The organism is Vibrio limimangrovi (genome assembly GCF_054064025.1).
On sequence record NZ_JBSUGF010000017.1, the window covers coordinates 69309 to 84850 of the forward strand.

At 45.0% G+C, this 15542-nt stretch carries 13 protein-coding genes; 4 read left to right on the forward strand and 9 right to left on the reverse strand.

Annotated features, from left to right (window positions below; all coding sequences use genetic code 11):
* Window positions 1-95: 95 nt before the first annotated feature.
* The 3 genes from ACWYU8_RS19905 (at window position 96) to ACWYU8_RS19915 (ending at window position 3309) form a co-directional block, all read left to right on the forward strand.
* Entirely contained in the window at window positions 96-674 is a 579-nt protein-coding gene (locus ACWYU8_RS19905; protein WP_457521490.1) for a DUF6795 domain-containing protein, read from the forward strand.
* Window positions 675-676: 2 nt separating this feature from the next.
* Window positions 677-1813: a lipase family protein gene (locus tag ACWYU8_RS19910; protein WP_457521491.1), complete on the forward strand. Its 1137-nt coding sequence runs from the start codon at window positions 677-679 to the stop codon at window positions 1811-1813.
* 227 nt (window positions 1814-2040) lie between these two features.
* Window positions 2041-3309 carry an O-acetylhomoserine aminocarboxypropyltransferase/cysteine synthase family protein gene (locus tag ACWYU8_RS19915; RefSeq protein WP_444493980.1) on the forward strand — a complete coding sequence of 423 codons (1269 nt, stop codon included), beginning with the start codon at window positions 2041-2043 and terminating at the stop codon, window positions 3307-3309.
* A 168-nt stretch (window positions 3310-3477) separates the two neighbouring features.
* Here the strand turns inward: ACWYU8_RS19915 and ACWYU8_RS19920 are convergent, their stop codons facing one another.
* The 8 genes from ACWYU8_RS19920 to ACWYU8_RS19955 all read right to left on the reverse strand — a co-directional run bounded on the left by ACWYU8_RS19920 (window position 3478) and on the right by ACWYU8_RS19955 (window position 13657).
* A complete protein-coding gene (locus ACWYU8_RS19920; protein ID WP_457521492.1) occupies window positions 3478-4845 on the reverse strand; it encodes a Na+/H+ antiporter NhaC family protein in 1368 nt (455 codons plus the stop codon).
* Window positions 4846-5012: 167 nt separating this feature from the next.
* Window positions 5013-5600: a DedA family protein gene (locus tag ACWYU8_RS19925; RefSeq protein ID WP_457521502.1), complete on the reverse strand. Its 588-nt coding sequence runs from the start codon at window positions 5598-5600 to the stop codon at window positions 5013-5015.
* Window positions 5601-5781: 181 nt separating this feature from the next.
* Window positions 5782-7317: a GNAT family N-acetyltransferase gene (locus ACWYU8_RS19930; RefSeq protein WP_457521493.1), complete on the reverse strand. Its 1536-nt coding sequence runs from the start codon at window positions 7315-7317 to the stop codon at window positions 5782-5784.
* 385 nt (window positions 7318-7702) lie between these two features.
* Complete coding sequence (rhaD, locus tag ACWYU8_RS19935; RefSeq protein WP_457521494.1) at window positions 7703-8503, reverse strand: rhamnulose-1-phosphate aldolase; 801 nt, start codon at window positions 8501-8503, stop codon at window positions 7703-7705.
* 77 nt (window positions 8504-8580) lie between these two features.
* Entirely contained in the window at window positions 8581-9840 is a 1260-nt protein-coding gene (locus ACWYU8_RS19940; RefSeq protein WP_457521495.1) for an L-rhamnose isomerase, read from the reverse strand.
* An 11-nt stretch (window positions 9841-9851) separates the two neighbouring features.
* The gene (rhaB, locus tag ACWYU8_RS19945) at window positions 9852-11297 is read right to left on the reverse strand and encodes a rhamnulokinase (RefSeq protein ID WP_457521496.1); all 1446 of its coding nucleotides are present in this window, start codon (window positions 11295-11297) and stop codon (window positions 9852-9854) included.
* A gap of 302 nt (window positions 11298-11599) precedes the next feature.
* Entirely contained in the window at window positions 11600-11923 is a 324-nt protein-coding gene (rhaM, locus tag ACWYU8_RS19950) for an L-rhamnose mutarotase (RefSeq protein WP_457521497.1), read from the reverse strand.
* 12 nt (window positions 11924-11935) lie between these two features.
* Window positions 11936-13657, reverse strand: coding sequence for a purine-cytosine permease family protein (locus tag ACWYU8_RS19955; protein ID WP_457521498.1), 1722 nt, complete (start codon window positions 13655-13657; stop codon window positions 11936-11938).
* A 355-nt stretch (window positions 13658-14012) separates the two neighbouring features.
* On the opposite strand from ACWYU8_RS19955, the gene ACWYU8_RS19960 reads away from it, so the two are divergent.
* Window positions 14013-14807 (forward strand): helix-turn-helix domain-containing protein, encoded by a 795-nt coding sequence (locus tag ACWYU8_RS19960; RefSeq protein WP_457521499.1) that lies wholly within the window; start codon window positions 14013-14015, stop codon window positions 14805-14807.
* Window positions 14808-14993: 186 nt separating this feature from the next.
* Here ACWYU8_RS19960 and ACWYU8_RS19965 read toward each other — a convergent pair.
* Window positions 14994-15542: S8 family serine peptidase (locus tag ACWYU8_RS19965; RefSeq protein ID WP_457521500.1), on the reverse strand; the 549-nt coding region annotated here is incomplete at its 5' end.

A 15542-nucleotide genomic window follows, 5' to 3' on the forward strand; every position in this document is an offset into this window, starting at 1 on the left:
ACCGCTTCCCAGTTTTTATATCCCATTGAATTAATGCTAACCAATTAAATTTGTATCCAATATTATCATTCAACAAATTTTGATAGAGATTAATAATGGCTAAGAGAAATGGTTTGGTATTAGCCTTAGTTTTATTTTCATCAGGAGCTGATGCTATGTTTTGGCCGTTCAAAAAATACGATGTTGAAATGTCTCCGGAGATTCGGGGAGTTATTACACTTGGTGGTGTGCCACAGATTGGATTAACTGTGTATAGAGAGTTGTATTATGAGGGATATAAGAACGGTAAGGCCTTAAAAGATGAGACTCGAACTGATGAAAAGGGGGAGTTTTCTTTTTATAACGTCATTGTTCATTCACGAACGCCAGGAGATATATTTGGAGGAAGTTTAAAAGTTCATCAAAAGGTTTATTTAGATTGGAACAACGAGCAAAAGAAAATCTGGGGAGCTTGGGCACCACCAGCTGGAACGAAACCATTGCGCTCAATGCTTTCTAATATTAATTGTGAGTTAACTAATATTCAGCGTATTCATGAAGTTGATATTAGTCCGGACAAAGGGGCGTCTATTTCTGTTTACTCAATTTGTGACTGGCATAGTGACAGAGTGACGACCTATGTATACGAAGAAAGCACTGACACTTACATTTCCAAAAAAGATTTGGACGAATAATTATGAGCACAATATCCCCAAATCAAGCTAGTCACTTGGCCTCAGCTGCTTATTCTATAAAGTTGAACTTAGATGATTTAGAAGTTCCTTTAGCGCTTCGGAATGACTTCTCTTTTAAAAATGTAGTGAGAGGTACCAGTGGTGGCTTTTTCTTTCGGGCTGAAACTGGATTTGTTCTGTTGGGAAAGGGAAAAAGCCAACGTTATAAACAAGACCTTGTTTTAGCATTTCGTGGAACTGATGGACTTGCTGATACTATTACCGATTTAACTTGCAGCGGAAAGGGCACCGATACTGGAGAAATGGTACATACTGGCTTCCAAACGACCTTTTATTCAATGAGAAAAGGATTAACCAAATTCCTGCGTGAGAATCCAATATCAGCTAATGGAACTATACATTGTGTCGGGCATAGTTTGGGCGGAGCACTAGCAACATTAGTGGCGAATTGGATCGCAGCATCCCCAAAATTTAATGGAAAAGTGAATTTATACACATTTGGTTCTCCGAGGGTTGGGTTAAAATCCTTTTCGATTAACTCTTCTTCTCGAATATCGAAGCATTTTCGTTGTGTGAATGGGGCAGATCCTGTTACTAAGGCACCTGTTTGGCCTTTTTATCATGTGCCTTATGATGGTTCTGAGTACATATTAAATAGGGCTCAAGGAATACTCCCTAAACTACATTTTATGAGCGAATATGCCTCTTATACCAATTCTGCAACTTGGGATAGCCTTGGCTTCCAAAAGGCAAGTAACGTTTTCAAAAGAGTAGTTTTGAATTACAACAATCGATTACAAGCGAATAGTTCCCCTGATTGGGCAGACAAAATATCAGCAGCAATCCTAACTTTGTTGGTTGATGGTGGTTGTGCCACATTAGTATTTGGGTTGCAGAATGTAGGTTCTGCCATATCCACAATTTATGATGCTATTGCTCGTTCCATGACCAAAATTGCCGAAATTTCCGGTGAGTTTGCAGAACGTGTCAAAGGGTTACTTGGACATATGCTTGTTTTTGCGGGGAAAGGTGCAAACGTTACAATCAAGTTTACCTACTCCTTTATCCGCTGGGTATTTGATTTGGTGTTACGCAAGTTAAATCAAGCTGTCAAAGCCGCACTAAAAAGCGCCATATAATCATGTAGACATCGCCTCAATCTAGGCGGTGTCTATTTGCATCGAACGAAATGAAATCAACGTCTCTTCGTCTACCTAATTGCAACATGACAAACTGTAAAGTCTTACGCATTCCCATATCAACAACAAGGTTGAAGATATGCATTGTGACCAATAGCGAGGTTATTTGAGCTAAAAGCGGGCATGATGAGTGGGATAATTTTCAGAGATAATACGCAGGGAAGAACATGAAAGACGAAACGCTATCGATCCATTTTGGTTATGAAACGGATCCGACCACTAAATCCGTGGCGACACCGATTTACCAGACCGTTGCTTATGAATTTGATAACGCCCAGCATGGTGCCGATCTGTTCAACTTAGAAGTACCGGGCAATATTTACACGCGTATTATGAACCCAACCAATGACGTTCTGGAAAAACGCATGGCAGCATTGGAAGGTGGCATCGGTGGTCTGGTTGTGAGCGCAGGCAGTGCGGCTATTAACTATGCGATTCTGACCTTGGCTCAGGCAGGGGACAACATCGTATCCACACCACAACTTTACGGTGGCACCTACACCTTGTTCGCACATATGTTTCCGAACCTGGGAATTCAGGTGAAGTTCGCTAAGGATGATAAACCGGAAAGTCTGGCTGAGCTTATCGATGAAAATACCAAAGCCGTGTACTGCGAGAGTATTGGTAACCCTGCTGGTAACATCATCGACTTAGAGCGTGTAGCAGATCTCGCACATGCACAAGGCGTTCCTGTGATTGTGGACAATACCGTAGCGACGCCAGTGTTGTGTAAGCCAATCGAGTTTGGTGCAGACATAGTGGTGCACTCTCTGACCAAATATGTTGGTGGTCATGGTACGACTTTGGGTGGTGTGATTGTTGATTCAGGTAAGTTTCCCTGGGCGCTGCACAGCAAGCGTTTCCCGGTATTCAACCAGCCAGAACCGTCTTATCACGGCGTGGTGTATACCGAGGCATTTGGTGATGCTGCATTTATTGGTCGAGCGAGAACGGTTCCGCTACGCAATACTGGTTCGGCACTTTCACCAATGAACTCATTCATGCTAATGCAGGGGCTGGAAACGTTATCTTTACGTATGGAGCGCCATACTGAGAATGCACTTAGGGTGGCGGAGTACCTCAACCAGCACGAAAAAGTCAGTTGGGTCAGCTATGCCGGGTTGCCGGAGTCTCAGCACTATGAACTGGCGAAAAAGTACATGAAAGGTAAGCCTTCAGCCATTTTGTCGTTTGGTTTGAAAGACGGTTATGAAGCGGGTGTGCGTTTCTATGACGCGCTGAAAATCTTCAAGCGATTGGTCAATATCGGTGATGCCAAGTCTCTGGCTTGCCACCCAGCATCAACCACTCACCGTCAGTTGAGTGAAGCGGAACAAAAGCAGGCCGGAGTGTCACCAGAGATGATCCGCTTGTCAGTCGGAATTGAACATATCGACGACATCTTAGCCGATTTGGAGCAAGCTCTAAACGCTTAATCTGTCACTAGGATAGAGCTTTTGGTTACCCATAGGCCAGCCTTTAAATAAGCTGGCCTTTATTTTTGTTATTCTATAATTTTCAATTTGTTATGTTCTTTTGGTTTCCGATGTTCCAAAAGCTCATTGAGGTATGATTTTACTCGCTTGTTCGAGTTGTATTTATCATTATTGTTCGGTTTGTGCGGCCGGCTGTCGCAGTTTGTGTTTCATAAACACCGCGACAATCGCCGCGACCGCAAGAGCAAAACAGTAGTAAGAGTTTGTGACGACTTCCAGCGGAGATAAATTAAATACTGAGCCAAGCAGCAGCACCTGAGCACCGTAAGGTAAGATACCTTGCACGACGCAAGAGAAGATATCTAACAAGCTCGCAGATCGGCGAGGAGAGACGTTGTTCTCTTCTGCTAATTGACGTGCAACGCTGCCCGATACAATGATCGCGACTGTGTTGTTCGCCGTACACGTGTTGACCATTGAAACCAGCCCGGCGATACCCAACTCACTCGCACGGCTGTTCGCATGCTTAGAGTGACTAGAGCCGAAAGTTTTGATCAGGCTGCTGACTAAGTTGGTTAGGAAAGCAAGGCCACCTTGGCGACGCATCAGTTCACTCAGACCACCGATAAGCATCGACAACAAGAATATTTCCTGCATGTTGCCAAAACCGGTGTAAACATCTTGCGCCATATTTGTCAGACCATAGCCATCAATCGAGGCAAGACCTACACCGCCAGCCAGTAGAATGCCAATCGTCAGCACAACAAATACGTTCATGCCGGATACGGCTAAGATCAGAATGGTGACGTAAGGCAGTACTTTCAACCATTCGATTGGGCCTGCTTCTGGTATTTGTGTTGCAGTGCTGTTGTAGGCGAAAACCGCCATCGCAATTAATGCAGCTGGCAGAGCAATGCGGATGTTCTCTCTGAACTTGTCCTTCATCTCACAGCCCTGAGAGCGGGTCGCCGCAATTGTGGTGTCCGAGATAATCGAAAGGTTGTCACCAAACATAGCACCACTTAGTACTACACCTGCCGTCATTGGTAAGCTCATTCCTGCCGATTCAGCGATACCTAAAGCGACGGGTGCTACGGCTGCAATCGTCCCCATGGATGTACCCATGGCGGTTGCGATGAATGCCGAGATAAGGAAAAGTCCCGGTAAAATCATGCTGGTTGGAATCGCTGACAAGCCGAGATTTACGGTTGCATCAACACCACCGGACGCTTTGGCCACTGCGGCAAATGCGCCAGCAAGCAAGTAGATCATACACATAGCAATAATGTCTTGGTGACCCACGCCGCGCATGAAGTGTTCGATAGAACGACTGAGCTTATCTTTGCTTAGCAGAAAGGCAATGATGATGGCAGGTAAAACCGCAATAGGCGCTGGCAATTGATAAAAAGCAAACTCGACGCCTTGCAGAGATAAGTAAGTCCCTACACCAATAAATAGCGCAAGAAATACAATAAGTGGAATGAGTGCGACCGCTGACGGTGCAACTGCTTGAGTAGTGTGCTGGGAACCGGACATGTAAACGACAAATCTAAAAATAAGGAAAGCGAGCAGACTAATATCACAGCGAAATGATGTCAACGTCTAGACGTCTGAATGGCTGAGTGATTATGGTCTTTCAGGTACTAAAAACAGTGGCTATCATTTTATGTTATTGATACTGTTAGTTTTAATTTTTAGCTTAATTATTCAGCAGATTTTGTTTTTTTTCGCTTGATAATGCCAAGTATCATCCATACAAACAAAGCGGCGGCGATGACCCAGATATAGTATTTATATTGAGTGTACAGATGGCTGAGCGAACTCAAATGCTCAAATGCAAAGTGAGCCAGTAAGCTGAACACTAAGACCCATATCGTTGCCGCGAGTGCATTGCCTAACAGGAACTCTTTGCGGGGCATTTTGGCGATCCCACAGGCTAATGGCATAAACTGCTTCATTCCCTCGATAAAACGACTGACGACTAAACAAGCGGGTCCGTATTTTTGGACGACAGTTTGCAGTTTGGTCATTTTAGGGCCGGAGATATAGCCTTTTTTATCCAGCCACCCCTCAAAATAGTAGCCAATCAGGTAACCGCACGTATTACCAATAAAGCAGCTTAACCAGGATACCGACATCACCAGAGTGAGATTCATCACTTGTTCCGAAGAGAGAATTGATGCCGCGACCATTAAAGACTGACCAGGCATAGGAATGCCAACGCCTTCCAGGAAAATACTCACAATCAGTGCCAAGTAACCGTACTGCTCAAGCAGAGGTTTCATGGAGATAAGTAGTTCGTTGATATGTTCCAAAAGCTTTCCCGTAATAAAGTCTGAACAGACTGACGTAGGTTGTTTATATGCGATTTCACTACTGGGAACAACGCCGACTTCTCGTTTACGGTGTCGCTTGTGCTGTATTCAGGCACCGTTCGCCAGCTTCCCGAAATAGGAAGCTGGCGTTTGTTGGCTATTGATCTTTTGCTTTGGTAAAACCGCCATATAAATCGAGGCGTCGATGACGCAGGTTGGTCACTGAGCCTTCGGTGTTAAGTTGTTTTAACTTGGTTAAATCGACATCTGCAAAAATGATCATTTCGGTATTCGCACTCGCTTCTGTTAATGTCGCATCGTGTGGGAAGTAAATATCTGAAGGTGAGAACACGGCGGATTGCGCATACTGAATATCTACGTTGTCCACGCGAGGCAAGTTGCCAACACTGCCGCCAATCGCCACATAACATTCATTTTCGATAGCTCGAGACTGAGAACAGATACGAACGCGTTGATAGCCATTCTTAGTGTCGGTCCAAAATGGAACAAACACGATTTGCGCCCCTTGTTCTGCGAGCATTCTGCCCAGCTCCGGGAACTCACTGTCGTAGCAAATCAGTATGCCAACTTTGCCTGCATCGGTTTCAAACACCTGTACGTTGTCGCCACCGTCGATAACCCAGTCTTTTTGTTCATGAGGCGTGATGTGAATTTTGTACTGAGCGTTGATCTCGCCGTCGCGTTGCAGTAAATAGGCGACATTGTAGAGTTTTCCGTCTTCGATAACGGGCATACTGCCGGCAATAATATTGATGTTGTAAGTCACTGCCATTTGTGAAAAACGCTCTTTAATTTCTGCTGAGAAACTCGCGAGAAAACGGATCGCTTCTACGGAGTTTTGGTCATTTTTCAGCCCCATTAATGGTGCGTTAAAAAACTCAGGGAAGAGCGCAAAATCGGCTTTGTAGTTAGCCAGAGAAGAGATAAAGAACTCCGCTTGATCCAGTAAGTCTTCCAGATCGTTCATCGCTCGCATTTGCCATTGGACGACACCGATACGGATCAGAGTTTTCTCGACATCGTGGACAGATTGAATGTCTTCTTCATAGAAAAAATTATCCCACTCTAAGAGCGTAGCGTATCCTCTGGAGGCACTGTCTTCAGGCAGATAACCTCGCATGATACGTTTTACATCAAACCCATTGGCAAGCTGGAACGACAAAATCGGGTCATGCAGTTCACGGCGTTTCACTTTCGCGATGTAGTCTGCCACGTTCATATCATCGGCGTACTGGTGATAATTAGGAATGCGACCACCAGCCAGTATCGCTTTGAAGTTTTTGCTGCGGCACAATTCTTTGCGCGCATCATACAGTCGACGGCCTAGGCGGAGACCGCGATAATCCGGGTGAACAAAAACATCAAGGCCATACATGGCATCGCCAGTGACCTGGTTCTGAATGACGTTGTTTTCGGTGATGATATCGGTGTAGAGATGAGGAAGTGAAAAGCGGTTGTAGTCGACTTTGATCGTCAGAGCGGCACCAACAATTTTACCGTTGTATTCAATACAAATCTGGCCGTCAGGAAACTGATGTATGAGATCCATGATGGTCAGGCGTGGCCATGAGCCGCCAACATCCGGAAATACCAAGTCCATTAATTCTGCGAGTTCAGGGTAATCCGTTGGTTCTATGGTGCGTAAAGAGAGTTTGGGCGAGTTGCTGTCCATATCCTACTATCCATTTATCCTTTTCAAACAGTATGGATGAGAATGCCATATTTTTAACCATACATACACCGACTACGGCTAAGGTTATCGGAGCCAGCCCTGTTCTTTACATGATGTTGGTTTGCGTATCGACTCATTAGCCAAACAAAGATTTGCTCCGTTCTGACCTCATGAAAGGTCATCAGGCTGTCTGTTGAATGATTAACGTTGAATTGTTCTCAAGATTGAGTTGTTCCCAAGGTTGAAGTGGGTGGTTTGAGGAATTGAGTTGTATTGAAAAAGCAAAGGTCTGACTTGATGCCAGACCTTGCCCCCTACGCTTCAACGGATGTTCATGGTTTACTCTCTGTGCCCCTTACATCACAAAGAGCGAACCTTTCACACCTTATAGGTTGAATTCTCGCTTAAGGATTTCCATGTTTTCTTTCGTCACACCTTCTGGTTCATAACCAGCGGATGTACACATCAGGTACAGCTTGGCACCTTTGTTTGCCACATCAATGTAATCAAATGCCTGTAGAACATCTGCGCCAGAAGCGGTTGCACCGTGTTTTTCCCAGATAGCGACATCATGTTCTTGCAGTGACGCGGTTGTGCCATCTGCCATCTCTTCTGAAGAAGGCAGGCAGTACGGGATCATACCGATACCACGAGGTACGAATGCGCGTACTTCTGGCAGCATTTTCCAGCAGGTATGCGTGAACAGTTCGCTGCTTTTAGATATATCTGGGTGATGAGATAAAGCGATCAACTCTAGTGGGTGAGTGTGAACCACTGATCTATGGTCAGAGCCTGCTTTGATTTTATCAACCAAAATCTTGATGTGGCTGATGAACTCAGAGGTCGGTGCGAAATCATCACTCGCTTTACCACCCCAAAGAATTTGGTAGCCGTTAGCTGCTGAGTTGATTTTAAGCACACAACCAGCGTAGGCAGGATCACGTAATTCACGAATACGCTGACCCGTACCTTTTACGTAGTAAATGCGGTTCGCACTTTCGATTGGCAATTGCAGTGGCAGTGCTTTTTCTTGAACGTCAACTTGTGGAATTTCATCGAATAGGTCAGTAACGTCGACAGAGATGTTGCCGCCATTACGCTCAGCCCATTCACGTTGCCATAGGTATTGAGAAACTTCGCTGACTTTCTCGATTTCGAGCATTACTGCATCGTTTAATTGAATCATAGTATTAGCCTTTTATATCTAGTTAACCAAACAAGCCAGATAGTGAATCTGACTTGTTTGTTGTTGAGCAATTTGAATTAACGTGTTTCTAGGATGGTTGCTTCGTAGTCTTTCACGTCTTTGATCCAATCAAAACCGACTGGGACTTCGTGTTGGTGACAGTGGTAGTTCCAAACCGCTGCCCAAGGCAGAGAATGTGCCTCTTCAATCAGGCCCAGACGTGTGGTGTAGTCGAACGACGCTTCTGCTGCTTTTAGTTGCTCTACTGGTTCTAGTAGGGCTTTAAGTAGCGCTTTCTGAGCGTTACGAGTACCGATAACCCAAGCTGCGATGCGGTTAATTGATGCATCAAAGAAGTCCAAACCGATAGCAACGCGATCTAGCAGGTTGTTACGTACGATTTCACGCATGATTGCCTGAGTTTCGTCGTCGAAAGAAACCACGTGGTCAGAGTCCCAGCGAACCGGACGAGTTACGTGCAGTTGCAGATCGTTTACGTACAGTGAACATGCACTGATTTTGTCGCTGATGACTTCTGTTGGGTGGTAGTGGCCAGCATCCAGACATAGTGCTGTACCGCGAGTTGCTGCGTACGCCAGGTAGAACTCGTTACTACCGACAGTAAATGCTTCTGCGCCGATGCCGAACAGTTTGCTTTCTACCGCGTCTTTGTGGAACGCCGTGTCGATTTTCTCAGCCAGTGCTTTATCCAGAGAATCCGCTAGGCGAGCACGTGGAGACAAGCGGTCAACTGGCTGATCTTTCATGCCGTCTGGGATCCAGATGTTCATGAATGATGCTGAGCCAAGCTCACGGCCGAAGTATTCAGAAATCTTACGGCTTGCTTTTACGTGGTCGATCCAGAACTGGCGGATCTCTTCATCAGGGTGAGACAGAGTCAGACCGTCATCTGCTTTCGGGTGAGAGAACAGAGTAGGGTTAAAGTCTAAGCCCAGATCTTTCTCTTTTGCCCACTCGACCCAACGTGCGAAGTGTTCAGGTTTGATTTGGTCACGCTCGACGTATTCATCGGCATCGAGGTAGATAGCGTGCAGGTTGACACGTTTTTTACCCGGAATCAGAGAGAAGGCTTTTTCCATATCCGCACGCAGTTGTGCTGGAGTTTTTGCCGCGCCAGGGTAGTTACCTGTTGCCTGGATACCGCCACTCAGCGCAGTGTCTGGAGATTCAAAACCACGTACATCGTCGCCTTGCCAGCAGTGCATAGAGATTGGCGTTTGGTTAAGGAGTTCTAGTGCTTTGTCTGTATCTACACCGTACTTTTCGAAAACCGCTTTTGCTTGCTCGTAAGCTGAAATGATCTGCTCTTTGCTCATGGTCAGGTACCTTATTTAGTAATTTGTTGGAATTGGGATTTGATTTGTTCCAATCCCTCAATATTGTTTGCAGTAAAGTTCTTCACATCAGAAGAGGCATCGATAATTTGGCGGCCTTCTTCCAGCGAGGTAATAATGTCGGACGCGATAAATTGGTTAATCACGTTGCCCAGTGCGGAGGCTTCTGTTGGTTCTGTAGAAACCTTGATTTGACAGACATCCGCACAAAGTTGGTTAAGGAATTGGTCTTGTGTGCCACCACCTACGATGCGTAATTCCGTAATTGGTTTGTCGGTAACTTCTGATAGCTCCGTCAGTACTTTGTCGTACGCCAGAACTAAGCTGTCGTAGATACAGCGAATGACTTCGGATAGCGTTTCAGGCGCTTCAAGGTCTCGCTTCTTAAACCAGTTCTTAATCGCTTGTGTCATTGATGCCGGATTTAAGAAGTCGTTGTCATTTGGGTTCACGATGTACTTAAACGGCTCGGCTTGACGTGCAAGACTGGCAATATCAGGGAAAGTCAGTGATGGGTTTTCTGCTTTAATACGCTGAATCAGCCATAAACCCATGATGTTCTTCAGAACTCGGTAACGACCATCAACACCACCTTCATTAGTCAGGTTGTATTGATAAGCAAGCTCACCCGTGTACGGTTCGAAGCTTTCAATACCCACCAGCGACCATGTACCTGAGCTCAGGTAAGCCATCGTGTCATGTGCGATAGGCGTCGCTGCTACCGCTGAAGCGGTATCGTGACTTGCCACAGAACACACAGGGATTTGTACGTCACCTACATGATATTGACCGATAATGCGGTTCGGCATTTTAGGCGGCAGGAACCAATCCATTTTTGCACCGCAAGCGTCAAGTAGCGGCTTGTTCCAGGTTTTATCTTTGCAATCAAGCAGCTGGCTGGTGGAAGCATTGGTGTATTCACAATGTTTAACGCCACTGAGCTTGTAGTTCAGGTAATCTGGAATAAACAACAGCGTATCGATATCTGAGAACCATTCTGGTTTCTGATCAGCAATCGCTTTTAACTGGTAAAGTGTATTGAACGGTAAAAACTGAATACCCGTTTGTTGATAGACTTGCTCGCGGGTAAGTTGACTGTCCTGAAGAAGTTTCTCCAACGTGCCTTCAGTTCGTGCATCACGGTAGCTGACAAACTCACCTAGGTGACGGCCAAACTTATCCAGTAACACAAAATCCACACCCCAGGTATCAATGCCCAGAGAAGTAATTTCAACACCAGTTGCGAGTACTTTATTGATGCCTACTTTAATCTCTTCCAGAATGGAGTAGAGATCCCAGCACGATTCATTACCATGCATCACTTGCTGGTTTTGAAAACGGTGAAACTCTTCGAGATCGATTTTTCCGTTGTTCAGATAACCGACCATGACACGTCCACTTGACGCCCCAAGGTCTATTGCAATCACAGCCTTCATCATGAATACCACCTCTTGTTCTTTAGAGGTATTACACCGCTTTTTTCGATTGAATAACTTCAAAAATCCCCCTGAAAAAACCTATTTGGTGCGTTTTTATCAAGAAGCTCTTGCGGTATTTCAAACTTTTGATAACTGGCCCGTTTAAGCCCGATAAAACCTAGGCTGGAGCGCTGTGGAGTACACGTGTAAAGGGTGTGGTTTTTCTTCTCTTTACAGGGGTTGGTTGCTAAAAATTAACAGGAGTGCGTAACAAAAAAGAAGCCCCGCGAAGTGCGAGGCTTGGAAGTGAGAGTTTCTATTTATCAGGCGAGATAAAACACCGAATCTAACTCTAGCGATTGAGGAGAGTTGTCCGGGTTGGTCGCCATAATGTCTTGCATAAAGGACCACCATTTTTGACAGGCTTCAGTATTCGCTACTTGCTGCCAGCGCTCCTCGCTCTCGATTTCTACATAACCAAACAACTGATTGGTGGTTTCATGAAGAAAGATAGAGTAATTATGACCACCGTGACTTTTCAGTACATCCACCAACTCTGGCCAGATTTCGTCATGTCGCTTTTTGTATTCCACCTTGCAGCCATCATTTAACTGCATGACAAAGGCTTTTCGAATCAGATTATCCACGAGTTGAGTCTCCTATGCTTTATCACGCAGAGTGATCCAGGTGGTTGCCGTGATAAAGTAAATCACTGTCGGATAAATCGCGAAAGATTTAAAGGATTCAAAGGCAGTTTGATAGTCTGCACCAGAGCCCCACACGTTCAGCGCCGAAATCACGATAGCCGCTAGAGAAGCCAGAGCAACTGCGCCTGATACCTTCTCCAGCATACTGGCTGGTTTCGCTTCTGTCTGCTGTGCTTGTTCGCGTTTCGCTAGCTCTGCATGGTACGTTTCGCGTTGTTTTAGCTCTTCATGATATTCCGCTTCCTGATTAGTGTAGTCATCGCCTGCACCCATTGATTTTGCTAATAGGATGTAGATCGCCATAGATAGCAGGTAAGTTGGGACAAATAGGAAGAACAGGTGCAAGAAGCCCAACTGTTCACAAGTCACGGCGAAGACGACGCCAATCGCCCAAGTGATAAGAGCGGCTTTGTTTAGGTCGTTACCTTGGTATTTTGACCATAGTGGTGTCAGACCAATTTTCTTAAATACCCAGTGCTCCGAAACGATGATCGCGCCAACTGGTGCAAGCAATAGGCCCATGTAACCAACAAAGTCCAGCAGACGGGTAAATACGAATGGGAAACAAGCAATAATAGCGGTAACCACACCAACGATAGTCGTGATGTATGCACGTGATTTATTCGGGAAGATACTTTGAATTGCTAAGCCTGCACGATAGATAGTTGGGTTTGAAGTTGTCCAGCCCGCGATAATTACAGCAATAATACCAGTTGAACCAAGCACGGCATAAGCGATACCGCCTGCGTCTAAGTTAGACATGCTGGTTTGCATCAGTAGCATTGCACCAGCACCCATTACGCCAGCACAAATCCATGCGATGTAGTGGCCGAAGAACATACCGAATGCTGAGAAGTAACCGTATTTTGCGCTTTTCGCAAAACGTAGCAGCGCCATATCACCTAGAGAGCCGTGCATTGCCAGGTTACATACCCAAGCGAAAGCTGCAATCTGCCAGAATGTCATTGATGGAGAGCCATCCGGTGTTTGCCCTGTCCAGATGTATTGATCTGCCAGAGATAGGAACTGACCAAATCCAGTAAAGGTTTCACCATTGCCAACGTTGCTTAGTGCAGGAAGGGCTACCATACCGCCAGTCACAAAGACAATAAGTAGCCAAGGTGAACAGACGGTTGCGAACTGAGCACATTTTTGAAAGCCCAGTACCGCAATTGCAACCACGATAGCACCCACTACAAGTGCAACCGCGACAAACGCTGCACTATCTGGATACCAGTGAGTTTGCGCCGGAATATCAAATAAAATTCGCACTGCAGAGGCTGATACGGTAATCATTGATCCGCCCAATGCACAGAACAACACGGCGTTAACCACGTTATAAACTTTGTTGAAGCCAGGGCCAGCGACTCTGCGCAGATATTCGTAGACAGTTAATCGAGATTGGGTTGCGATAGGAGCGGTGATTAATGCCCAGGTAAGTACCGCCATCAGGTTACCAACCAGCAGGCCCATCAGGATATCAAATGTACTGGCTCCCCATGCGACAAAAGCGGCACCGATAACAAATTCGGTACCGGCCACGTGCTCGCCGGAATAAGAACCAAGAAAGTGTCGCCAACCAAGCAGTTTATGTTTGGGCACTCGCTCTTGTTCATATTCATTGAGGGTAACTTCTGTTTCTTGTATTTCTGTAGAGGTAATAGTTTCAGACATGATTGTCTCCTTGCTATTTGTAAGCTTTTGTTTCTTATGTCTTAATTTTTATAATTTAAACTTTTGTTTTATGTTTCCCTCTGGACTGCTGACAGTCGTAATGTTTGCCATCAGAAGGATTAAGGTCAGCTTACAAACCTGACAAATTTTAACCTTGGAGAATTAACATCAATGGGTAGGTATTTTGGTGAGTTTTTTAAGGTGAGCAACTTTGCCTTCACACTTTTGAAAATATCAATAAAGGAGTGAGTAAAAGTGAGATACTCGACTAGGAAAATAGATAGTTAAGCCTCTACATTTAGCCCGTAAATTAAAGAGGTGTGAAATGATCTATCTTAAATCGAGAGAGTTCTTCATGAACTCACATAGTCCGGTCACTACCGAGCTTAGAGCTCCTCAGGATCCTTATCCTGAGCATGCGCACTCATTTGAAGAAATCATTATTGTTTCTGAAGGTTGCGGTACACATGTCATGAATGATGTGCCTATGAATCTGAGCAAAAATTACGTCTGTTTTGTTAAAAAGGAAGACCGTCACTTATTTGATACCGTGGATGATCTTTATTTAAGTAACATCTTGTTTGAAAAAGATAAACTCCAGGTCTGCTCGGATCTGAAGCGTTTTATGCCAAGCGAATCCGATAAGCAAACCGGCTGGTTTATTAATGAAAGTACGGCACAAAGTGTTCGTCAGTTAATAGAACGTTTGCACATTGAGTCACATATCGATAATGAAGAGTCGAGAATGATTGCTCAATTTATTTTCCAGCAGATTATTGTTGAGCTTTGGCGTGGAAAAATACAAAACGTTGATTTACTTAATAGTAATGACAAGGTTATTTACGCTTTATCACATATTCAAAATAATTATGCAGACGTTAATGAGATAGATGAAGTCGCGGAGGCGGTAAAGCTATCATCACGCCAGCTAACGAATAGCATCAAAAAATTAACGGGCATGAACTTTAATCAGTATTTACATTATACGCGAGCCAGTAAGGCATTCTCTGAGATTTTATATACTGATCAGTCTATTACGGATATTGCTTTTGGTGTTGGCTACCAGGACAGTAATTATTTTTCTACTAAGTTTAAGCAAGTATTTAATCAGACGCCAAGAGAGGCGCGCATGAGACATTTCGGCAATTAACGTTTTATTTTTATATGTGTTTGATGTCTTAATGCATACCACTGAATTTAAGACAAAGACCATTCTCGGATGGTCTTTGTCTTTATTTGGGCGGAGCAATTGGAGTTGTCCTCGATAGCGGGGGCTATCGTACAAACGTATAAAAACAGAAATGAGCGCCCTGATGGACGCTCTTGTTTCCCATTACTAAAATGAGACGCTTGATATATTTGAGCAGTTGCCGCTGGCTTGATCACAGACTTGGTAGCTGTACATGCCGTAAGCATCCGTTGCTAACGTATCGGTGTAAGCACCGTCATTGCCCGTTGTCGAAACCACCGTGCCATTGCGGTAAATATCGACTTTACGTACGCTCGCATTTACCCATTCTAGGTTGACGCTGTAGCCTTTTCTGCCTGTCGCTGTGGACGCTGTAAGTTCAATGTAGCCAGCTACTTGCTCACCACAGCCATTTTCTAGCAAGTAATTATGTGCATCGGCCACTTTAACGATACCGTAACCGAAGTGAACATCGTGACCTGACGTACCAGCATCAAATGCGGTTTGCTTCAGTGCATCACGGATTTGACTGCCAGTACACTCTTGGTGATTTGACCACAGCAGGGCAGCCATACCCGCGACTCCTGGGGTTGCCATTGATGTGCCGCTCATAAAGCCGTAATCAGAGCTGCTGATCTCAACACTGATGGTCGCTGATTCATGTAGCAGAGCGCGATCTTTTAAGTCTGCTCCGAC